Raw genomic sequence first — 22852 nt, 5'->3', positions numbered from 1 at the left:
AAACGGGTAACCCTTTCTGGCTACCCGTTTGTTTTTCTGTTTATTGCCCTACTTCCCACCTCACTGCATGACTCAGAACGTTTCCCAGTTTTCAGAGCTTTTCGCCGAAATCAGCCTTGTATCAGGTCGTAATAACGGTGCTGAAATTGCGCTGGCCGATTTTGAACCAACACCCAAGACGCTGTCTTTTAACTTGAAGGTTGCCACGGCGTTGTTGAGCAATGAGGCCTGCTCTTCCAGCGATACTGCAGCCTGTGAAGCTTCTTCAACCAGCGCAGCGTTCTGCTGAGTGACGCTGTCCATCTGTGTGACGGCGGTAGCAACCTGACTAATGCCCTTACTTTGCTCGTCTGACGCCGAAGCAATCTCAGCCATGATATCAGTGACGTGCGTTATCGATCGCACCACGTCATCCATGGTCGAACCGGCGGCTTCCACCAATTTTGATCCGCTGTCGACTCTTGATACCGATTCGCTGATCAGCTGTTCGATCTCTTTGGCAGCCTGTGCGCTGCGCTGCGCTAAATTACGGACTTCGCTGGCGACAACGGCAAAACCACGCCCCTGCTCACCCGCACGGGCAGCTTCAACGGCGGCGTTTAACGCCAGAATATTGGTTTGAAACGCAATACTGTTGATCACAGAGGTGATCTCAGCGATCTTCTTCGAGCTGCCAGAAATCTCTTTCATGGTGCTGACCACATCAGCCACAATGCTGCCCCCTTTACGGGCGGTCGTAGAAGCTTCCACCACCAGCTGGCTGGCGTGATGGGCATTGTCAGCATTATGTTTCACGGTCGCAGTGAGCTGCTCCATGCTGGCGGCCGTCTCTTCAAGAGCCGACGCCTGCTGTTCGGTACGTGAAGAGAGATCATTATTTCCAGCAGAAATCTCTGAGGCTCCCTGATAAATATTGTTAGTACTGTTACGGATGGTTTGCACCGTATTGATCAGACTGGCCTGCATCGCATTAAGCAGCGGGATCAGTTTCCCGGCGCAGTTTTTACCGAACTCTTCCAGTTCATGCGTCAGGTCACCCCGCTCAATGCGCGCAAACTGATCGCGGATCTTATCCAGCGGCTTAACCAGCGCCATCACCAGGTAGCGATCGGTCAGGAAAAGAATCACGATGCCCAGGCCAAACGCGGTCAACAGGATGATTTTGCTCATCTGGGTCAGACGACTGGATTCCGTTTGCGCAGCACTGAAGTCAACCGCAATCTGGCTGCTGACTTTTTCCATTGCGGCGCCAAAACTACGGCTTAATGGCGGTGTGATTGAATTGGCTAACTGATTATACGCATCAATATTTTTACTGCTGGCGGCCTCAAATAACGGCGTCACACCTTGTGTGGCAAGGCTCTCCCAACTGGTGATCAACGCTTGAATCGCCGTATCTTCCAGACCCGGATGTGGAGCGGCCTTGAAACTCGCCAGAGCCTCAGTCAGACCATCAAGAGATTGTTTTGCGGCATCAAAAATTTCCGGCCCTTTGGTTGGGTCGGCCTGAAGCTGGGCGACTGCACGACTTAACCGGGTTACGGTACGAAAATACTGATCATTTCCTTTGCTGATCAACGCCATATTGTTGACAAGTTCGGAACTGCTCTTAGTGTTTTGTGTCAAAACATTAAGTGAACTGACGGTGTAAAGAGAGACTCCAGCCCACATAACGCAAAATATGCCAAGTATGGAAAGCAACGCTGTCCTGATAGTAATGTTTTTCAAAAATTGCACAATGTGCCTCTCGGTGAGACGATAACGTCCCTTTTTGAGGATTGACGGGGATGCGGAGAATCATGACAGATCACGGCCAGAGTTTTGTACCGGGACATGGTTGAACACCTCTCCGGGCATCGATTTCTTTATTATGTTGAGATTCCTCTCGCATTATCTATCGGCGATTTAAAGGTAATATTTAGTGCCGTTGACAACTTTATCTCACATCTGCGAATACCCGCATTAAACCCAGGGACAGGCTATATCAACATCAAGCACACGAAGGCGATAACGCTGTGCACTAATGCCCGATAAACTTATGCTCCGATCCGCAAGGTGTGCCGCAGGCATGTTCTCCGTGCGGCGAGTTTGCTATTATCTGCGGCATTATTGCCTGCAGAGTAAGGCTTTTCATTGAGAACAAGAGGTTAGAAATCTTATGGCCGTAGTAGGAATCTTCTTTGGATCCGATACTGGTAACACCGAAAACATCGCAAAAATGATCCAAAAACAGCTGGGTAAAGATATTGCCGAAGTCCACGACATTGCGAAAAGCAGCAAAGAAGATCTGGAAAAATTCGATATTTTGCTGATCGGTATTCCTACCTGGTATTACGGTGAAGCGCAGTGTGACTGGGACGACTTTTTCCCAACGCTGGAAGAGATAGATTTCGAAGGTAAGTTGGTCGCGCTGTTTGGTTGCGGCGACCAGGAAGATTATGCCGAATATTTCTGTGACGCGATGGGCACCGTGCGTGACATCATCGAGCCGCGTGGCGCAGTGATTGTTGGTCACTGGCCAACGGATGGTTACCATTTCGAAGCTTCTAAAGGCCTGGCTGACGACAAGCACTTCATTGGTCTGGCGATCGACGAAGATCGTCAACCTGAACTGACCAATGAACGTGTTGATGCCTGGGTTAAGCAGGTTTCACAAGAATTGAGCCTGGCTGAGATTATTGGTTAATCTGTCTGCCTGAATTCATTCAGGGTCAGGCGTTACATACTCGCAACATTTAGAGGCGAGCTGATTGGCCCTGAGTCGTTTATAATGAATTGAAAGGCGCTATCTATTATTGAAATTAACAATTTAATCGCTACAAAATTGTAACTTTCGACGGTATCAAGGTACACTCAGATCTGCTGTTTTTACTCATGATCAAGCCGTTGCGATATCTTCACTGCAACCATAAAAGATATGATCTTTGTTAACAGGAAATCGTTTTATCTTGAACCACAGGCTTCATGCCTCAACGCGACTCGCATAGTAACAGGACTGAATCCGCATGACTGACAACAATACCGCACTGAAAAAAGCTGGCTTAAAAGTCACGCTTCCGCGACTCAAGATCCTGGAAGTGCTGCAAGCGCCGGAAGGTCATCACGTCAGTGCGGAAGATTTGTACAAGCAACTGATTGATATGGGCGAAGAAATTGGTCTGGCGACGGTTTACCGCGTACTGAACCAATTTGATGATGCGGGGATCGTAACCCGTCACAATTTCGAAGGCGGTAAATCTGTTTTCGAACTGACTCAGCAACATCACCACGATCACCTGATTTGCCTGGATTGCGGCCGTGTGTTCGAATTCCGCGATGAATATATTGAAGGTCGTCAGCGTGAGATTGCCAAGAAACATGGCATCAAACTGACCAACCACAGTCTTTATCTCTACGGCCACTGCGAACTGGGTGATTGCCGCGAGAATGACAACCTGCATAACGACAAACCCTTAGTATAGTTTTCCGGTTTTGACATCATGCGTACTGTCATGCAGAACTATAATTAACCGCTGAAAAGCGGTTTTTTTATGTCTGCTATTTCACGCCCGCTCTTTTGCAGAGATAAAAACCCCGGTGAACCGGGGTCAGATAGTATGAGAAAGAGGGTTAAGATTTACCGTCAACCTGCTCAGCACGGCTGAAACGCTTACCCTCTGCTGAAGCGGAGCGAACCCAAACCTTGCCACTGACCTGCGGTTTTTGCCCGTCATCATAACGCAACCACTGCTCACCTCCATCCAGTGAATATTCGATAGACAGTCCCGGCAGTGAAACGTTAGCTTCCAGTTTGCCATCCGCAATACGAGCACCCGGAACGGGTAGACGGTAAACGACTCCGGCCGCGTCCATTTTCGGTAATTCACGCTGGCCCATCAGGTTAGCGAACAGTATCCACTCTTTATGTAACGCCTGGGTATCGACGTGGTGCGTTTTTCCGCCGGCAAACTCACGCCCTGCTTTGTAATCCATTTCCCAGTCCGCGCGGTGCCACGCACGTTCAGCCAGTGGCAACAGGCGCGGATAAATCATGTATTCCATGCGCTCATCGGTCCGCACCACTTCGCTCCACAACTGGGCTGAAATCCCGAAAGCACCCGGCCATGGTTTATCACTTTTCGCTTCGAAGACGTTGCCGTCACGGTCAACCGACGTTTCTGCGTTCTGCGGCAGGTTGTCCGGTGCAAAGCTGAACACTTTGGCTTCGTCGCTGAAACGCGTGCCCCAGTAGAAGCCCTTTTCCTGTGGATTAACTTCATACGGGAAGTCAAAATAGACGTAGTCCGGGTTAGAAATGATGACTTCGTAGCCTTTGTTAGCCCAGTCGTTCACCGTGTCGAAACCACCCCAGTAGAGGGTATCCCAGAAATTTACGCCGGTACGTTGGGTGGCGAATGAGGAGGCATCTTTCGCATCTTTGAGGCCATCCTGCCATGCCTGCATTTTCTCAATACCATGGGCTTTAACCATTTTACTGACTTCAACGGCGAAGTAGCTGGGTAAGTGTTCAACGTCCTGCACTTTGCCCTCTTTAACCATTGCCTGACACACCTGCGACTGCGCCCACGGCTTGTCCTGCTTGCTAAGGTCGATCAGGCCCTTGCCCGGTTCGACTTTGTCGTTTTTGTCCTGATAACCCGGGCCGAGGAAGATATTTTTCGCTTCATCACCACCGAAGTGCCAGATAGTCAGCGGTTGGCCGGCCTGTCGGTGCATCTGCGCGACTTCGCCAATCACTTTATCAGCGAAGCGTTTTGACGAGTCCATACACGGATTCAGATAGCCGTGACGATCGTAGAACTGTACGCCCGTAGTGTTAGAGGCATCGGTTGGATCCAGTAGGCGGAACTCATTGGCCTCTTTCTCTTTACCTTCTCCCATCAGTTTGTTGTAACGCGCTTCCATCGAAATCACCGCTGCGCGGGCGTGCGCTGGCATATCAATTTCCGGAATGACGTTAATCTGGCGCGCGCTGGCGTACTTCACGATGTCGATATAGTCCTGGCGCGTGAAGAAACCGCTGCCGTTATTGGTGGTATCAGGCCCAGAACCTAACTGAGGCAACAGACATTTCGTTTCTGTTAGATCGTGGCAACGCTTACCACCGATTTCAGTCAATTCCGGCAGACCCGGGATCTCAATACGCCAGCCTTCATCATCACTGAGGTGGAAGTGGAAAGTATTCAGCTTGTAAGCCGACATTTGATCCAGCAAGCGCAGCACCGCTGCTTTGGTGTGGAAGTTGCGACCTACGTCGAGGAAGATAGCGCGGTAATCGAAGCGCGGGGCATCTTTGGCATCCAGTTGGGCAATTGTCTTGCTGCCGTCAGACGGTACTAAGCTCAGGATAGATTGCAAACCGTAGAACACACCAGCCTGATCGTAACCCGTCACTTGTGCACCTTGCTTGCCGATGTTCAGGATGTATGCCCCGTACACAGCCTGTTTCCCGGCAAATTTAGATTTCTCAATATAGGTAGTTATCGGGTAGCCGCCTGCATTTTCGGCAATACCTAGCAGGGTAAAGCGTTGGGAGACAGCCTGTGCCGCCGTTTTTTCCAGCGCGCTGAGACCCAGTGCCACACCCTTGGTTAAATCAATATCGCCAGCATGGATCTTCACTTCAAGCGGCGTCGGTACAATCTGCCCGCGCAGCGTGGCGGCCGGTAATACCGCCAGCGTTTCGTTTTTGACAAAACGGCTGGCCGGTGTCATCAGCACGTTGTTATCGGTGGAGGTGCGTTTCCACTGGTTGCCTTTAAACGGCGTCACAAACTGATGTAAATCTTCAGTGTCGGTGTTTGCCAGTACTTTTGGCTGGGCGTCCCCGGACGTCGCATACCAGCGCGGGATCATGTCACTTTCGAACAGTTGCCAGTACTCACCAACAATCGGAATACTGACGCTCTGATTAGCGGAAAAACCGGTGAATTTATCAGTGGGTTCGAGTTTGTGCAGATCGCCGGTGATGCGCGTAATGGTGAATTGGTCATTATCCACTTTTAAAATACGGCGAATGTTGTGAAAGTAAATCGCCCAGTCTTTACCCTTGATCTCCTGCCCGGCATTGGTCAGCGTGATGTTGGCCGTGTTACAGGCCGCCCAGTCTGCGCCCAATAGACTGCAATCAATGCCATGTTCACCCGCTTGATTATCCTGCACAGCGTAGTTCACTTTTAACTGGCTGAGTTGATCCACACGTTGCTGATCGGCCATGGCACTCCCGCCAACCATTCCGCCCATCAGAGTTGCTGCGGTTAGCGCTTTCAATCTGAATTTTTTCATCTGCAATCACATCCTTGATTCATTGTGTCAGGTGCATTGTGCGTTCTGATTTCTTGTCATGGAATTTCTCATCACGACAGCTGGCGTCAGAAGATAGTGAACGGAGCCATCACGATAAACTTCACGTCTTTCTCGTCCTGGAAAATATTGCCGTAACCGCCGCCCCAGCTTGGGGTGTCGGAGTGGTTGTCGTACTGGGTGTAGTGCAGTTTGAACAGCGTGCCTTTGGCGCGGCCTTCCTGAATGGTGTAAAGGGCATCGAGGCTCCAGGCGCTTTCTTTCAAGCGCTGGCTCTGATCGTACGTAGCGTTGGTACTGGGTTTTGCATCCCACGCATAGACGTAGGAACCGCCAACGGCCAGACCGGGAAAGTCCCATTGGGTCAGGTCGTAAAGTACTCCGGCATATACGGCTTTTTCGCCGTTAGCGTTGAAGTCTGAGCGGTTATCCCACCACACATCCAGGCGTCCATTGGAAGAGGCGTAGGTTGGGGTCATACGTTGCAGGAAGAAGCCTTGATTGCCTTCAGCTTTCACCATGGTGCCTTCAAGGCGCCAGTTAAACTGTCCAGTGGTATAACCAAAGGTCAGAGCCTGTAACCAGGCGAGTCCGTCATAAATACTGTTGGGATCGTTTTTATCGCTAATACGGTCCTGAGCACCATAAAACTGATAACTGGTGGTCAGCGGATTTCCCGCCAGATCCATTTTATAAGAGGCTTTTGCAAAGTACTGGTCGACATAGCTTTCAGCCTGGCCGTAAGCCCCTTCCAGCACGACGTCATTTTTGAAGTCATATTTCGCGCCGAGGGAGTGAATGTAAGAGACACCGGTGGTACGGTCATTCTCCCGGAAATTATCCATCTCCAGATGCCATGGCGATTTGTACCTGTCCGCCCACATGTAGGAGAAACTCAGCTCACCTGGCTCACCGAAGTCATGCTTGTAACCTGCCTCAACACCACGATAGGTGCCCGGCATAAGGCTCCAATGTGGCGCAATTAGCGTTTGTCCGGTCGGCTGGATATAGCCTGCATGGCCCCAAAAGCCGCCATACTTAAATTTACCCGCTGCTTTATACAGGGTAACGCCACTTTTATCGCCAGAAAAACTCTCGCTATAGGCGCGGTCGCTGGAAGAAAAAGCAATTTCATTGGGATGACCGCTGTCACTGGACTCGGCCATTTCAATAGCGGTAAATGCTGCAACGTCGAGACCAAACATGTCCCAAGCATAGCCAGAGGAGAAGTCCAGATTCAGGTTGGCAGTAGAATGTGAAAGGTTGGTGGCATATTTATTGTAGTCAGGGTTGTTTACCGTCACTTTGCTACCGTCAGGACGAGTTTCTTCTTTGGTTTTATTCAGATCTTTACGATCACGTTCACGTTGCCAGTAATACACCCCACCGGTCAGCGTTGAATCATCAATAAAACCCGCCGCATGCGCGTCAGGTGTGGTCATCATTCCACCTGTCAACAACGTGCTGGCAAGAGCGAAGGCGAGCGGTTTTATTGTGGCTGTCGGGTTAAGGTCAGTGGCTGTCCTGCCTTGGTTAAGGAGCTTAAACATAAAAAATCCTTTTTTATTTGAAAGTTAACGCAAACCAAAATGGGTTATCGGCCGGTCATCAATCAGCTATACCTGCACAAAAACCAAGGTTAAGACTATTTTTCGCAGCGCGAATTATCAACAAATAATTTAAGCTAATTACCATAAGTATGACAAAGTGCACATAAACATGTATTTATGTAATGTTTAAATAAAATGGAATAATGATGAGGGAATAATATTTAAATATTTAAAATCATAAAGTTAGATTGGGCGTTCAACTACTATACTCTTTAATGCAGAGACATATTCAAAGCGAGGAGGTTTCTTTCAAACAGTCTGGAAACGGAATTAATTCAGAGTGGTCAGTAAATTGCGATCTTTTTTAAAATTAAAAATTAAGATAAATTGCACCTTATCGTCGGCACGTCTATACAGACAAAATATTGACGTAAAAAAACGCAGCCAAAGCTACGTTTCTAATTACCGTGCTAAATCACAAGAAACGGTCAAACAGCCGGTTTGCTTTCCCATGTATCACGCAGACCCACAGTGCGGTTAAACACCAAGTGATCGGCGCTGGAGTAGCGATTGTCAGCACAGAAGTAACCTTCACGTTCGAACTGGAAGCTGACTTCAGGCTGCGCGCCGCCCAGACCTGGCTCGACAAAGCCCTGAGCAATAACCAGAGATTCCGGATTGATCGTGGTCAGGAAGTCTTCGGCCTGCGCCGGGTTGGCCACGCTGAACAGGCGATCATACAGACGGAACTCCGCCGGTTTTCCTTCTGTCGCGGACACCCAGTGGATCACGCCTTTCACCTTGCGGCCATCAGCAGGATCTTTACTCAAAGTATCAATATCATAGCTACAGAAAATGGTAGTGATATTGCCTTCGGCATCTTTATCAATGCGTTCAGCTTTGATAACAAACGCATTGCGCAGACGAACTTCTTTACCCAGCACCAGACGCTTGTACTGCTTGTTTGCTTCTTCGCGGAAGTCAGCCTGATCGATGTAAATCTCACGGGTAAACGGCACGTCACGAGTGCCCATTTCTGGCTTGCCCGGATGATTTGGCATTTTTACCATTTGTACGGCGTCGCCAGTGAAGTTCTCAATGACCACTTTCAGCGGGTTGATCACTGCCATCGCACGTGGGGCATTTTCATTCAGATCATCACGGATACAAGATTCCAGCGCCATCATCTCGACGTTATTGTCCTGCTTGGTCACGCCGATACGACGGCAGAATTCGCGAATAGACGCAGCGCTGTAGCCACGACGACGCAAACCTGAGACCGTTGGCATACGGGGATCATCCCAACCCTCTACGAACTTCTCAGACACCAGCAGTTGCAGCTTACGCTTGGACATGATGGCGTATTCGAGATTCAGACGGGAGAACTCGTATTGACGCGGATGACAAGGGATGGTGATGTTATCCAGAACCCAGTCATACAAACGGCGGTTGTCCTGGAATTCCAGCGTACAGAGAGAATGGGTGATCCCTTCCAGCGCATCGGAAATGCAGTGGGTGAAATCATACATCGGGTAGATGCACCATTTATCGGCAGTCTGGTGATGATGTGCAAATTTAATGCGATAGAGCACCGGGTCACGCATTACGAAGAATGGTGATGCCATATCGATTTTAGCGCGCAAACACGCAGCGCCTTCGGCAAACTCACCGTGACGCATTTTGGCAAACAGTACGATGTTTTCTTCAACAGTGCGATCACGATAAGGACTGTTTTTGCCCGGAGCAGTCAACGTCCCGCGATACTCGCGGATTTGCTCAGGCGACAGTTCATCAACGTAAGCCAGCCCTTTATTAATAAGCTCCAGCGCATAGTCGTGTAACTGGTCAAAGTAGTTGGAAGAGTATTGAATCTCTCCACTCCACTGGAACCCCAGCCATTGAACGTCATGCTTGATGGACTCAACAAACTCGATATCTTCTTTGGCCGGGTTGGTATCGTCAAAACGCAGGTTACATTGCCCCTGATAGTCTTGCGCAATACCAAAGTTCAGGCAGATAGACTTGGCATGGCCGATATGCAAATAGCCATTAGGCTCAGGCGGGAAACGGGTGTGAACAGTGTTGTGTTTCCCGGATGCCAGATCTTCATCGATGATCTGGCGGATGAAATTTGTTGGGCGGGCTTCAGCCTCACTCATTATGCAATTCCTCTACGCGACATTAGCTCTACGGATAACCGCTTATGTTCCAACAAGCCACGTCGGGAAACAACCGTTAGTTACATAAAATAGGGGTTAACCGGTTTTGAAACAAAAAACGGGAAGAGATTGCTCTCTTCCCGTTCAGATTTAGTGCGAAAACAGGAAAATTATTTGCCCTGCTTATTTGCCATGGATGTCGAACAGTTTAGTCTGACCAGCCACCACGGAGCCGCTTGCCAATGATACCACACCTGAATAGTCATCAATGTTGCTGACGACAACAGGGCTTATCATCGAACGTGCGTTAGCGTTCAGGAAGTCAAGATCCAGTTCAAGCACAGGCTGACCGGCTTTCACCGTGGCCCCTTCTTCAACCAGACGGGTGAAGCCTTTTCCTTCCAGCGCCACGGTATCAATCCCCATATGCACCACGACTTCAGCGCCGGCATCAGTTTCGAGGCAGAACGCATGGTTGGTGTTGAAAATTTTCACCACGGTGCCATTGGCAGGAGAAACTACGATTTTGTCGGTTGGGCGAATCGCCACACCGTCACCTACCGCTTTGCTGGCAAAGGCTTCATCAGGAACCTGATCCAAGGCAACAACATCACCGGTGATAGGGGAAACCAGTGTTTCAACCACGCCTTTAGGCGCGTTAGGCACCGCCTGAGGCTTGATATCAGCCGCAGGCGCAACAGGCGCGGCGCTTACACCAGCAATCGGACCTCCAGTCATGGCAGTGCGCATTGCCCCTGCGATGATTTCAGCACGAGTACCCACAATCACCTGAACGCTTTGCTTGTTAAGACGGATAACGCCAGAAGCACCCAGACGCTTAGCCAGGGAATCATTGACCATTCCAGAATCTTTCACGCTCAGACGCAGACGGGTGATACAGGCATCGATACCTGTCAGGTTTTCTGAACCGCCAATCGCGCTGATATAACGACGTGCTAAAGCCACCGTTTCGTCAGTTTTATTACCGCCTGATTCCACATCAACGTCGTAACCGTCGGTTTCGTCACCGGCAACGGCCAGTTCACGACCCGGAGTCAGCAGGTTGAATTTGTTGATAGTGAAACGGAATACCACGTAGTAGATAGCGAAGAACACCAGACCTTGTGGGATCAGCATGTACCAATGCGTCGCCAGCGGGTTACGCGAGGAGAGCACCATATCCACAAGACCTGCGCTGAAGCCGAAACCGGCGATCCAGTGCATGCTTGCAGCAATGTACACGGAAATACCGGTCAGCACGGCGTGGATGACGTACAACACCGGAGCTACGAACATGAAGGAGAATTCCAGCGGTTCGGTGATACCGGTGAAGAAGGCAGCGAAAGCCCCTGCCATCATGATACCCGCAACTTTCGCACGGTTTTCAGGACGTGCGCAGTGGTAGATGGCCAGTGCTGCACCCGGCAGACCGAACATCATGATCGGGAAGAAACCAGCCTGATAACGACCGGTGATACCCACAACGGCTTTACCCGCTTCGATAGATTGCTGACCACCCAGGAAGTTAGGGATATCGTTAATACCTGCGACGTCAAACCAGAATACCGAGTTCAGCGCATGGTGCAGACCGACCGGAATTAACAGACGGTTGAAGAACGCGTAGATACCCGCACCCGCAGAGCCAAGCTTTTGGATGTGCTCACCGAAGCTCACCAGACCGTTGAAGACCATCGGCCAGATGTACATCAGGATGAAAGCAACCAGGATCATCAGGAAAGAGACCAGGATTGGCACCAGACGGCGACCGCTGAAGAACGACAGTGCTTTAGGCAGTTCGACGTGACTGAAGCGGTTGTAGACTTCGGCAGAGATAATACCCACCAGGATACCCACGAACTGATTCTCAATCTTGCCAAAGGCGGCAGGAACCTGATCGAGAGGAATTTTCTGAATCATTGACACGGCAGCCGGTGAACACAATGTGGTCACTACCAGGAACCCGACAAAACCGGTCAGTGCAGCCGCTCCGTCTTTGTCTTTGGACATACCGTAAGCCACACCAATGGCGAACAGAACCGACATATGTTCAATAATAGCCGAACCGGACTTTATGAAAAGTGCCGCCAGAGCGTTGTCCCCACCCCAACTTACCGGGTCGATCCAATAGCCAATACCCATTAAAATGGCCGCCGCAGGCAGCGTAGCGACAGGAACCATCAGGGCCCGGCCTATTTTTTGCAAGTAACTAAGAATGTTCAATATTTCCCCCTATTCGCCCCAAAGCGAATCACCTAAGTAGTTGAATAACCATGGTTACTATCTTTATAAAAGCTTTTTAGAAAATCTGATTTCACCGATTACACTGTGAGTGTAAAAAAATTATTTCGTATCGCAAATTAAAACCTCGTTTTTTGTGATAAAAATCACTAAAAAACAGTATTAACAGGCCGCGACACTGGTCAATACACCAAACTTATTTTATGATTAAAAAAATCTAGACGGCTTTGTGCCGCTCCGTAAACCCGCTCTCTGGTTTACGCTTACAGTAATGAATTTTTGAGCCACAGCTTTCGAATCCCATACAGCATATACACCAAATAATTCGAGATGCAGGAAGGCGGCAAGTAAGTGAATCCCGATGAGCTTACACGAGTAAGTGACTCGGGTGAGCGCGTGCAGCCAACGCATCTGCAACTTGAAGTATGACGGGTATATTCAAGTTCTGAAAACTAAGAGGTATGTAATGAGACTAATTCCTTTAAACAACACGACCGACGTTGGCAAATGGGCTGCACGTCATATCGTTGAACGAATCACTGCCTTCAAACCCACCGCTGAGCGCCCTTTCGTTCTCGGCCTGCCTACCGGCGGTACACCACTTGAAGCCTATAAACACCTTGTAGGTATGCACAAAGCGGGCCAGATCAGCTTCAAAAATGTAGTCACCTTCAATATGGACGAATATGTGGGTCTGCCGCAGGAGCATCCTGAGAGCTACCATACTTTCATGCATAAAAATTTCTTTGATCACGTTGATATCCCAGCCGAAAATATCAACCTGTTGAATGGCAATGCGCCAGACGTGAACGAAGAGTGCCGTAAGTACGAAGAAAAAATTAAGTCTTATGGCAAAATTAATCTGTTTATGGGCGGCGTAGGTAACGACGGCCACATTGCTTTCAACGAGCCTGCTTCTTCTCTGGCATCACGTACTCGTATCAAAACCTTGACTCATGAAACCCGTATCGCCAACTCCCGTTTCTTTGACAACGATGTGTCTCAGGTGCCTAAATTCGCCCTAACCGTCGGTGTAGGCACACTGTTAGATGCCGAAGAAGTCATGATCCTGGTCACCGGTCATGCAAAAGCCCAGGCTCTGGAAGCTGCGGTTGAAGGTAACATTAACCACATGTGGACCATTAGTTGTCTCCAACTGCACGCAAAAGCGGTTGTCGTGTGCGATGAGCCATCAACGATGGAACTCAAAATGAAAACAGTCAAATATTTCCGCGAGTTAGAAGCGGAAAACATGAAGAATCTTTAACTAAAAATTATGCCCGAAGCCAGTCCGTTGCGGCAGGGCGGCAACGAAACAAATCTCCGGGAGCTTACTGAAGTAAGTGATCGGAGTGAGGCAGCCAACGCAGCAGCAGCGTGACTGAAGAAGGGCAAACGTATCAGGGGGCATGATGTACGCATTGATTAACGGCCGTATTTATACCGGCCACGACGTGTTGGATAACCACGCGGTGGTGATTGCCAATGGCAAGATCGAACGGGTCTGCCCGTTAGCAGATCTGCAGGCCAATATGGAAACACGTGATCTGGCTGGCGCACGCCTTGCCCCTGGATTTATCGACTTGCAGCTTAACGGCTGTGGCGGCGTGCAGTTCAACGATTCACTGGAAGCCATTTCCGTTGAAACGTTAGAAATAATGCAAAAAGCTAATGAAAAATCTGGCTGCACTAGCTATTTACCGACGCTGATCACCTGTAGCGATGACTACATGAAGCACGGCATCAAGGTGATGCGCACCTATTTGGAAAAACACCCCAATCAGGCGCTGGGTCTGCACCTTGAAGGACCGTATCTCAGTCCATTGAAAAAAGGCACTCACAACCCAATTTTCATCCGCAAACCTGACAGTGCAATGATCGACTATCTCTGCGCCAATGCGGATGTCATCACCAAAGTGACGTTGGCTCCTGAGCAGGTTGAGGACAAATTTATTCAACAGTTGCGTGACGCAGGCATCATTGTTTCCGCCGGACACTCCAACGCTACCTATGAAGAAGCGCGCAAAGGCTTTGCCGCAGGGATCACCTTCTCGACACACCTTTTCAACGCCATGCCCGCGATTACTGGCCGCCAACCAGGGCTGATCAGCGCTATCTTTGATACTGCCGAAGTCTATACCGGCATCATCGTTGACGGACACCACGTGGCATGGGCAAACGTACGCAATGCGAAAAAACTCAAAGGCGACAAACTGGTACTGGTGACTGATGCCACAGCACCCGCAGGCGCCGACATTCAGGAGTTCATTTTTGCTGGTAAAACAATATACTATCGCGACGGACTTTGTGTGGACGAGCATGGTACCCTCAGCGGCTCAGCGCTGACGATGATCGAAGCGGTACAAAACAGTGTCGAACACGTTGGTATTGCATTGGATGAAGCGCTACGTATGGCGACATGGTATCCGGCAAAAGCGATAGGGCTAGAGAAGCAACTGGGTACTATCGAAGCCGGAAAAGTAGCTAACCTGACCGCGTTCACCCCGGACTTCAAAATTACAAAAACTATCGTTAATGGTGACGAAGTTTAATTGACGGATAAAAGTATTGATGACGACTGGCGGACAGGCACAAATCGGCAACGTTGATCTGGTGAAGCAGCTAAACGGCGCGGCGGTTTACCGCCTGATTGATCAGCAAGGGCCAATTTCCCGTATACAAATTGCGGATCACAGCCACCTGGCTCCGGCCAGCGTCACAAAAATTACCCGCCAATTTTTAGAGCGCGGGCTGATCAAAGAAGTCGATCAGCAGGCTTCCACCGGAGGCCGCCGCGCAATTTCGATCATCGCCGCAACCCGCCCTTTCCATACCATCGCTATCCGTCTTGGACGCAATGATGCGACCATCACGCTGTATGACCTTAGCGCCAAAGCGCTTGCAGAGCAGCATTACGCTCTGCCGGAACGCACGCAGGAAACGCTGGAAAATGCACTATTCTCGGCCATCGCTAACTTCATTGAATTAAATCAGCGCAGGATCCGTGAGCTGATTGCGATCTCCGTGATCCTTCCCGGTTTGGTTGATCCAAACAAAGGTATTGTGCGCTATATGCCACATATCAGCGTTGGCAACTGGAAATTGGTCGATGCGCTGGAAGAAAAATTCAACGTCACCAGTTTTGTCGGTCACGATATCCGCAGTCTGGCACTCGCAGAGCACTATTTCGGTGCAACACGCGATTGTCAGGACTCCATTTTGGTTCGCCTGCACCGGGGTACAGGGGCAGGTATCATCGTTAATGGGCAAATTTTTCTCGGCAGCAACGGCAACGTCGGTGAGATTGGCCATATTCAGGTTGACCCATTGGGTGAGCGCTGCCACTGCGGTAATTTCGGCTGTCTGGAGACCGTGGCCGCCAACTCTGCGATTGAAAACCGCGTTCGTCACCTGTTAAAACAGGGTTATCCGAGCAAACTATCACTTGATGACTGTTCAATCAGTGCCATCTGTAAAGCCGCAAACCGCAGCGATGGGCTGGCCTGCGAAGTCATTGAATACGCAGGTCGCCAGTTGGGCAAAGGCGTTGCTATCGCCATTAACCTGTTCAATCCGCAGAAAATCGTGATTGCCGGTGAAATCACCGATGCCGAAAAGGTGCTGCTGCCAGCCATTCAGAGCTGCATTAACGCTCAGGTATTGAAGGATTTCCGCCATAATCTGCCGATCGTGAAATCCGAACTTAATCATCACTCTGCGATTGGCGCTTTTGCGCTGGTCAAGCGGGCGATGCTCAATGGCGTTCTGCTACAGCGTCTGATGGAAAATTAAGCCGTGGTATATTGAGGAAGGGAATAGGGATTTATGACGATTAAGAACGTAATTTGTGATATTGACGGCGTGCTGTTGCACGACAATACCCCGATACCAGGCGCCGATCTGTTTCTCGCCCGTATTCAGGAACAGGGGATGCCGCTGGTCGTGCTGACCAACTACCCGTCGCAAACCGCACAGGATTTAGCCAACCGTTTCTCGGCCGCCGGTCTTGATGTGCCTGAGAGCGCATTTTATACCTCAGCGATGGCAACCGCTGATTTCCTTAAGCGTCAGGAAGGTAAAAAAGCCTATGTCGTTGGTGAAGGCGCACTGATCCATGAGCTGTATAAAGCCGGTTTCACCATCACTGATATCAACCCTGATTTCGTGATCGTCGGCGAAACGCGCTCCTATAACTGGGATATGATCCATAAAGCGGCTTTCTTTATCGCTAACGGCGCACGCTTTATTGCCACTAACCCCGACAGTCATGGGCATGGCTTCTCGCCAGCTTGTGGTGCTCTTTGCGCACCGATTGAAAAAATCACGGGTCGCAAGCCGTTCTATGTTGGTAAACCAAGCCCATGGATCATTCGGTCAGCACTGAACAAAATGCAGGGCCATTCTGAAGAGACAGTGATTGTCGGTGATAACTTGCGTACTGATATCCTTGCTGGCTTTCAGGCGGGTCTGGAAACCATTCTCGTGCTGTCAGGCGTATCCACATTAAATGATGTCGAAGAGATGCCGTTCCGCCCATCATGGATTTATCCGTCAGTGGCCGACATCGAAATTATTTAGCAGCCGACATAACGTCTGCCCGTCAGGTCAGACGTCTCCCTCTCCTGATTATTTCCTGGCTGTATTTTCACTGTATGTCGAATTGCCTGGAAAAATTGCACATTCTTCAATTTAAATAGCCATAAACTGAGAATCCATCAAAGCCAGACCCTCTTCTATAAACTATTTTTCAGAAGAAGGTGAAACTACTTGCACACTATGGTGGTTTTGCCGCATTTTCTTAGTCAACCACACAGCGAAGTCGAACCTTTTATGAGAATTCGGCAAAGCGCTTAGCAAACAAGATAAAATAGTTATACCCAAAATTATTCGAGTAGCAGGTGCGTTGGCTACCAGAAGAATGAAGGGTATTGAGAAAAGTCTTTAGGAGAAAGAGATATGTGTTCTATTTTCGGTGTGCTCGATATCAAGACAGACTCCATTGAACTGCGTAAAAAAGCGCTGGAGTTGTCCCGCCTGATGCGCCATCGCGGCCCCGACTGGTCCGGTGTCTACGCCAGCGATAAAGCCATTCTGTGCCACGAACGTCTGTCGATTGTCGACGTCAACAACGGTGCGCAGCCACTGTATAACGCCGCGCACACTCACGTATTGGCCGTCAACGGCGAGATCTACAACCATCAGGCTCTGCGTGCAGAATTGGGCGACCGTTACGAATTCCAGACCGAATCTGACTGCGAAGTGATCCTGGCGCTTTATCAGGAAAAAGGCCCGGAATTCCTCGATGAGCTTCAGGGCATGTTTGCCTTCATCCTGTATGACACAGAAAAAGACGCCTACATGATTGGCCGCGACCATCTCGGCATCATCCCTCTTTATTATGGCCACGATGAACACGGCAACATGTATGTGGCATCAGAAATGAAATCGCTGGTGCCAGTTTGCCGCACTATCAAAGAATTCCCCGCAGGTAGCTACCTGTGGAGCCAGGACGGAGAAATCCGCGAGTACTATCATCGTGACTGGTTTGACTACGACAATGTCAAAGACAACGTGACCGACGCCGCAGCCCTGCGCGACGCACTGGAAGAGTCAGTAAAAAGTCACCTGATGTCTGACGTGCCTTATGGTGTGTTGTTGTCTGGCGGGCTGGACTCGTCGGTTATTTCTGCCATCACCAAGAAATTTGCCGGGCGCCGTATCGAAGATAAAGATCAAAGCGAAGCCTGGTGGCCTCAACTGCATTCATTTGCGGTGGGCCTGATAGGCTCACCGGATTTGAAAGCGGCGCAGGAAGTGGCGACGCATCTGGGTACCGTGCATCATGAAATTCACTTCACCGTTCAGGAAGGTCTTGATGCCATCCGTGACGTGATTTATCACATCGAAACGTATGACGTCACCACCATCCGCGCCTCAACACCAATGTATTTAATGTCTCGTAAAATCAAAGCGATGGGCATTAAGATGGTATTGTCCGGCGAAGGTGCTGACGAAATATTGGGCGGTTATCTGTACTTCCATAAAGCGCCAAATGCTAAAGAGTTCCACGAAGAGACAGTGCGTAAATTGCTGGCCTTGCACATGTTTGACTGCGCACGTGCTAACAAAGCGATGTCAGCATGGGGCGTGGAAGCGCGCGTGCCATTCCTGGATAAAAAATTCCTCGACGTTGCTATGCGCCTGAACCCGAAAGATAAGATGTGCGGCAACGGCAAAATGGAAAAACATATCCTGCGTGAATGTTTTGAATCCTACCTGCCCCACAGTGTTGCATGGCGCCAGAAAGAACAGTTCTCCGATGGCGTGGGCTACAGCTGGATTGACACCTTAAAAGAGGTCGCTGGCCAGCAAATTACCGACCAACAGCTCGAAACTGCGCATTTCCGCTTCCCGCATAACACGCCGGGCTCGAAAGAAGCGTATTTATACCGCACCATTTTCGAAGAATTATTCCCGCTCCCAAGCGCGGCAGAATGTGTGCCTGGCGGCCCGTCAGTCGCCTGCTCATCGGCTAAAGCCATTGAGTGGGACGAGTCATTCAAAAACATGAACGATCCGTCAGGACGTGCAGTAGGCGTGCATCAGTCGGCCTACTGATCCTAAATAGTCGTCATGATTCATCCCCATTAACGGGCCTTTCCAGGCCCGTTTTTTCGTAACTAAAGCCATTAGAAATAATGTGTTTTGCTGTTTTAATCACCACACTGGTTATAAGCCAGACAAATGACAGCTCTCAGGGCTTTTTCGTCAAAAAAGAGGTTGACGCAAAACGGTCAACTCCGCATAATGCGCCCCGCAACGCCGATGAAGGTTTAGCAAAAAAAGATGGCTACGTAGCTCAGTTGGTTAGAGCACATCACTCATAATGATGGGGTCACAGGTTCGAATCCCGTCGTAGCCACCATCTTTTTTTTGCGGGAGTGGCGAAATTGGTAGACGCACTAGATTTAGGTTCTAGCGCCGCAAGGTGTGCGAGTTCAAGTCTCGCCTCCCGCACCATTTCCTGATATCGGTAAGCACAGTTGGGGTATCGCCAAGCGGTAAGGCACTGGTTTTTGATACCAGCATTCCCAGGTTCGAATCCTGGTACCCCAGCCATTTTTCTTTTTTTTATATCTCTGATATATCGCTAAAGAAAACCCAATTTGAAGTAGTTGTACCATTGGGGTATCGCCAAGCGGTAAGGCACTGGTTTTTGATACCAGCATACCCTGGTTCGAATCCAGGTACCCCAGCCATACTTCTTATTGATAAGCACTTGAAATTCATTATTAAATTAGTTAATTTGTGCTTGAAGTTTTGCAGTAAATCAGTAAAGATTGGCTACGTAGCTCAGCTGGTTAGAGCACATCACTCATAATGATGGGGTCACAGGTTCAAATCCCGTCGTAGCCACCATTTACTGTCTGATGAGTGTTTAGATTTATCTTGTACTTTTGGGGTGTCGCCAAGCGGTAAGGCTCTGGTTTCTGATACCAGCATACCCAGGTTCGAATCCTGGCACCCCAGCCACATTAGAAAGGCCCGCAAACATCAATGCGGGCCTTTTGCTTTTAAATGTCTCCCCTTCATACTTTAAGCTACCGATGTGTTGGCTGCACTCAGTCACCCGAATCACTTACTTGAGTAAGCGCATCGGGTTCCTTCCTTTACCGCCTTCCTGTAACTCGAATTATTTGGGAGATGGGTAAACAAATTTATCTACTTCCATCTAATTTAAATCCCCAGTGCATATTTCAGCGCTTTGGTTTTAAGGACCCCGGCCCGTTGCGCGGTCATCAATACCAGGTTTCTCAGCACTTTTACCGGCGGTAAATCATTGCTGAATGCGGTATAGAAGAGATCCATACCGCTTTGCATCAGCAGATTATCCAAACGACGTTGACGCTGGTAGCGTAACAGCACACGCTCATCGCCCCAGGATTCATCACGGGCGTGCGCTTTTGCCAGCACATCCAGTAAAGCCTCAACATCACGATAGCCCAGATTCACTCCCTGCCCCGCCAGCGGATTAATGGTGTGTGCAGCATCCCCGACCAGTACCAGCCCAGGCAGGACATAACGCTGTGCGTGCCGCCGAACCAGCGGGAAAGCGCCAGCAGATTTTGCGGTGATCTCGCCAAGGCGCGCAGGGAACGCTTTCATCACTTCGACGGTCAGTTGCGGCATACTCAAAGATTGCAGATAGCGGATGCGCTGCGGACTGTCGTACCACACCAGTGATGCGTTATTGCCGGACAGCGGCAAAAATGCGCGCGGGCCTGAAGGGAAAAACTGTTGCCAGGTGGTGTCCTGATCTGGCGATGATGTTTCAACATTAATTAACATACAGTTCTGACGGTATTGCCAGCCGTCAATGCCGATACCCGCTAACTGACGCACCATTGAATTAGCCCCATCGGCGGCGACTACCAGTTGCGTGCTGATCACTTCCCCGGTCGTTAACTGAAGTGTCCAGCGGTTATCTTCATGCGACAGCAGATGACGTAATTTCGACGGACAAAAACAGGTGAGATTGGGTAAGTCAGCGAACTGTTGCCATAGCGCCCACTGTAAAACACGATTCTCCACCATGAAACCCAGCTCAGGCAAACCTAACGATGTCGCATCGAAAATTACCTCAGAGCCCTGATTTTCCCAGGTTTCCAGCCGCCGATAGGGCGTCGAACGCATCTGTTCAACGGCTGTCCAGGCATCCAACTTCTGTAGAAAACGCACCGACGCGCAGCCAATGGCCGAGATACGCAAGTCAACCGGCGCCATAGCGTCGAATTCGACCGGACTTTCGTTTTCAATCAGGGCAACCCTAAAACCACTCTGTGCCAGCCCCAGGGCCGCCGCTGCGCCCACCATGCCGCCGCCAACGACGACCGCATCAAAAGATTTTTCAGAGTTATTCATTTTCATCCGGCTTGATAATGGAAATCACTGGCTAAAGTGTACCGGATTTCTAGGCTATCTTCAGAGTCGAAGCTGCCACTGGTCACCACCTTTGTGAGGGTCTACACTATGTTCTCTTAGCATCCACGCCGCTCTCACCTTACTTTTACCCTGCAGAACGGACACCGCTTTAACGCTTTTCACCCGCATTGAGTAATGACAAGCCGATGATGAAAAAACTGCACATCAAAACCTGGGGTTGCCAGATGAATGAGTATGACTCATCCAAAATGGCCGATCTGCTCGAAAGCACGCATGGTTACCAGTTGACCGACATCGCTGACGAAGCCGATATCCTGCTGCTGAATACCTGCTCGATACGGGAAAAAGCTCAGGAAAAAGTGTTCAGCCTGCTCGGCCACTGGAAATTACTTAAAAAGAACAACCCGGATGTGATCATCGGCGTAGGTGGCTGTGTGGCCTCGCAGGAAGGTGAGATGCTGCGCCAGCGTGCACCTTGTGTCGATATCGTCTTTGGCCCGCAAACGTTGCACCGTCTGCCGGAAATGATCAACCACGTGCGCGGTACTAAAAGCCCCATTGTCGATATCAGCTTTCCCGAGATAGAGAAATTTGACCGTCTGCCAGAACCCCGTGCCGACGGACCGACGGCGTTTGTATCGATCATGGAGGGCTGCAACAAATATTGCAGCTTCTGCGTCGTACCTTATACCAGGGGTGAAGAAGTCAGCCGCCCGAGCGATGATGTGCTGTTCGAAATCGCCCAGCTCGCCGCGCAGGGCGTCCGTGAAGTCAACCTGCTTGGGCAAAACGTTAACGCTTACCGTGGCTGCACCTTTGACGGTGGAGTATGCAGTTTTGCTGACCTGTTACGCCTGGTTGCGGCTATCGACGGCATTGACCGTATCCGCTTCACCACCAGCCATCCAGTGGAGTTCACCGATGACATCATCGACGTCTATAAAGACACGCCTGAGCTGGTGAGCTTCCTGCACCTGCCTATTCAGAGCGGTTCTGACCGTATCCTGACCATGATGAAACGCCCGCACACGGTGCTCGAATACAAAGCGATTATCCGCAAACTACGCGCGGTGCGGCCCGATATTCATATGAGTTCTGACTTCATCATTGGCTTTCCGGGTGAGACTCACGAAGATTTCGAAAAAACCATGAAACTTATCGCTGAGATTAATTACGACGTGAGCTTCAGTTTCATTTACTCTTCTCGCCCCGGCACGCCAGCCGCCGACATGGTGGACAATGTCAGCCTGGAGGAGAAGAAGCAGCGTTTACAGATGTTGCAGGACCGTATAACGCAGCAGGTGGTCCGTTTCAGCCGCGCAACGCTGGGCACCGTACAACGCATTCTGGTGGAAGGGACTTCACGTAAAAACGTGATGGAACTGACCGGACGCACCGAGTGTAATCGGGTAGTGAACTTCGAAGGTACGCCGGACATGATCGGCAAATTCGTCGATGCCGAAATTGTGGATGTCTACACCAACTCCCTACGCGGCGTGATAGTGCGCACAGAACAGCAGATGGCGATGCGCATGCATCAATCACCGGAGTCGGTTATTGCCCGCACCCGTAAAGAAAATGGGATTGGCGTGGGTCTCTATCAGCCCTGATCTCTCATTTTGTATGAACGATTCATCGACAGGGCGCTTCGGCGCCCTG

The 22852-nt window shown here is 50.0% G+C and carries 14 protein-coding genes and 6 tRNA genes; 14 read left to right on the top strand and 6 right to left on the bottom strand.

Annotated elements, in window-relative coordinates; all coding sequences use genetic code 11:
• Nucleotides 1-72: 72 nt before the first annotated feature.
• A complete protein-coding gene (locus tag ACMV8I_RS00420; protein WP_498863274.1) occupies nt 73-1737 on the bottom strand; it encodes a methyl-accepting chemotaxis protein in 1665 nt (554 codons plus the stop codon).
• Nucleotides 1738-2158: 421 nt separating this feature from the next.
• Between ACMV8I_RS00420 and fldA the strand changes: the two genes are divergently transcribed.
• Entirely contained in the window at nt 2159-2686 is a 528-nt protein-coding gene (gene fldA, locus ACMV8I_RS00415) for a flavodoxin FldA (protein ID WP_498863273.1), read from the top strand.
• A gap of 319 nt (nt 2687-3005) precedes the next feature.
• Complete coding sequence (gene fur / locus ACMV8I_RS00410; RefSeq protein ID WP_498863272.1) at nt 3006-3461, top strand: ferric iron uptake transcriptional regulator; 456 nt, start codon at nt 3006-3008, stop codon at nt 3459-3461.
• A gap of 148 nt (nt 3462-3609) precedes the next feature.
• Here fur and ACMV8I_RS00405 read toward each other — a convergent pair whose 3' ends face one another.
• The 4 genes from ACMV8I_RS00405 to nagE form a co-directional block, all read right to left on the bottom strand.
• Nucleotides 3610-6285, bottom strand: a complete 2676-nt coding sequence (locus ACMV8I_RS00405; protein WP_498863271.1) for a beta-N-acetylhexosaminidase — start codon at nt 6283-6285, stop codon at nt 3610-3612.
• Between the two features lie 86 nt (nt 6286-6371).
• Nucleotides 6372-7853 carry a chitoporin ChiP gene (gene chiP / locus ACMV8I_RS00400; RefSeq protein ID WP_498863270.1) on the bottom strand — a complete coding sequence of 494 codons (1482 nt, stop codon included), beginning with the start codon at nt 7851-7853 and terminating at the stop codon, nt 6372-6374.
• 488 nt (nt 7854-8341) lie between these two features.
• Nucleotides 8342-10012 (bottom strand): glutamine--tRNA ligase, encoded by a 1671-nt coding sequence (glnS, locus tag ACMV8I_RS00395; protein WP_498863269.1) that lies wholly within the window; start codon nt 10010-10012, stop codon nt 8342-8344.
• A gap of 183 nt (nt 10013-10195) precedes the next feature.
• Nucleotides 10196-12232: an N-acetylglucosamine-specific PTS transporter subunit IIBC gene (nagE, locus tag ACMV8I_RS00390; protein ID WP_498863268.1), complete on the bottom strand. Its 2037-nt coding sequence runs from the start codon at nt 12230-12232 to the stop codon at nt 10196-10198.
• Between the two features lie 484 nt (nt 12233-12716).
• Between nagE and nagB the strand changes: the two genes are divergently transcribed.
• From nagB to ACMV8I_RS00335, 11 genes are all read left to right on the top strand, one after another.
• On the top strand, nt 12717-13517 hold the full coding sequence (gene nagB, locus ACMV8I_RS00385; protein ID WP_498863267.1) for a glucosamine-6-phosphate deaminase: 801 nt from the start codon (nt 12717-12719) through the stop codon (nt 13515-13517).
• A gap of 145 nt (nt 13518-13662) precedes the next feature.
• Nucleotides 13663-14802 (top strand): N-acetylglucosamine-6-phosphate deacetylase, encoded by a 1140-nt coding sequence (gene nagA, locus ACMV8I_RS00380; protein WP_498863266.1) that lies wholly within the window; start codon nt 13663-13665, stop codon nt 14800-14802.
• A 19-nt stretch (nt 14803-14821) separates the two neighbouring features.
• Nucleotides 14822-16042, top strand: a complete 1221-nt coding sequence (gene nagC / locus ACMV8I_RS00375; protein WP_498863265.1) for a DNA-binding transcriptional regulator NagC — start codon at nt 14822-14824, stop codon at nt 16040-16042.
• A gap of 33 nt (nt 16043-16075) precedes the next feature.
• Complete coding sequence (locus ACMV8I_RS00370) at nt 16076-16828, top strand: HAD-IIA family hydrolase (protein WP_498863264.1); 753 nt, start codon at nt 16076-16078, stop codon at nt 16826-16828.
• Nucleotides 16829-17206: 378 nt separating this feature from the next.
• The gene (asnB, locus tag ACMV8I_RS00365; protein WP_498863263.1) at nt 17207-18868 is read left to right on the top strand and encodes an asparagine synthase B; all 1662 of its coding nucleotides are present in this window, start codon (nt 17207-17209) and stop codon (nt 18866-18868) included.
• Between the two features lie 230 nt (nt 18869-19098).
• A tRNA-Met gene (locus tag ACMV8I_RS00360) sits at nt 19099-19175 on the top strand.
• 10 nt (nt 19176-19185) lie between these two features.
• Nucleotides 19186-19270 (top strand) — tRNA-Leu (locus ACMV8I_RS00355).
• A 24-nt stretch (nt 19271-19294) separates the two neighbouring features.
• Nucleotides 19295-19369 (top strand) — tRNA-Gln (locus tag ACMV8I_RS00350).
• A gap of 65 nt (nt 19370-19434) precedes the next feature.
• Nucleotides 19435-19509 (top strand) — tRNA-Gln (locus ACMV8I_RS00345).
• An 83-nt stretch (nt 19510-19592) separates the two neighbouring features.
• A tRNA-Met gene (locus ACMV8I_RS00340) sits at nt 19593-19669 on the top strand.
• Between the two features lie 39 nt (nt 19670-19708).
• A tRNA-Gln gene (locus ACMV8I_RS00335) sits at nt 19709-19783 on the top strand.
• 204 nt (nt 19784-19987) lie between these two features.
• On the opposite strand, the gene ubiF is transcribed toward ACMV8I_RS00335, so the two are convergent.
• Entirely contained in the window at nt 19988-21172 is a 1185-nt protein-coding gene (ubiF, locus tag ACMV8I_RS00330; RefSeq protein ID WP_498863262.1) for a 3-demethoxyubiquinol 3-hydroxylase, read from the bottom strand.
• Nucleotides 21173-21378: 206 nt separating this feature from the next.
• Between ubiF and miaB the strand changes: the two genes are divergently transcribed.
• The gene (gene miaB / locus ACMV8I_RS00325; RefSeq protein ID WP_498863261.1) at nt 21379-22803 is read left to right on the top strand and encodes a tRNA (N6-isopentenyl adenosine(37)-C2)-methylthiotransferase MiaB; all 1425 of its coding nucleotides are present in this window, start codon (nt 21379-21381) and stop codon (nt 22801-22803) included.
• Nucleotides 22804-22852: the final 49 nt, after the last annotated feature.

Source organism: Ewingella sp. S1.OA.A_B6 (assembly GCF_049889095.1).
Classification (GTDB): Bacteria; Pseudomonadota; Gammaproteobacteria; order Enterobacterales; family Enterobacteriaceae; genus Ewingella.
Note: the sequence above shows the minus strand (reverse complement) of the source record. Positions and strands in the feature narration are given on the sequence as shown.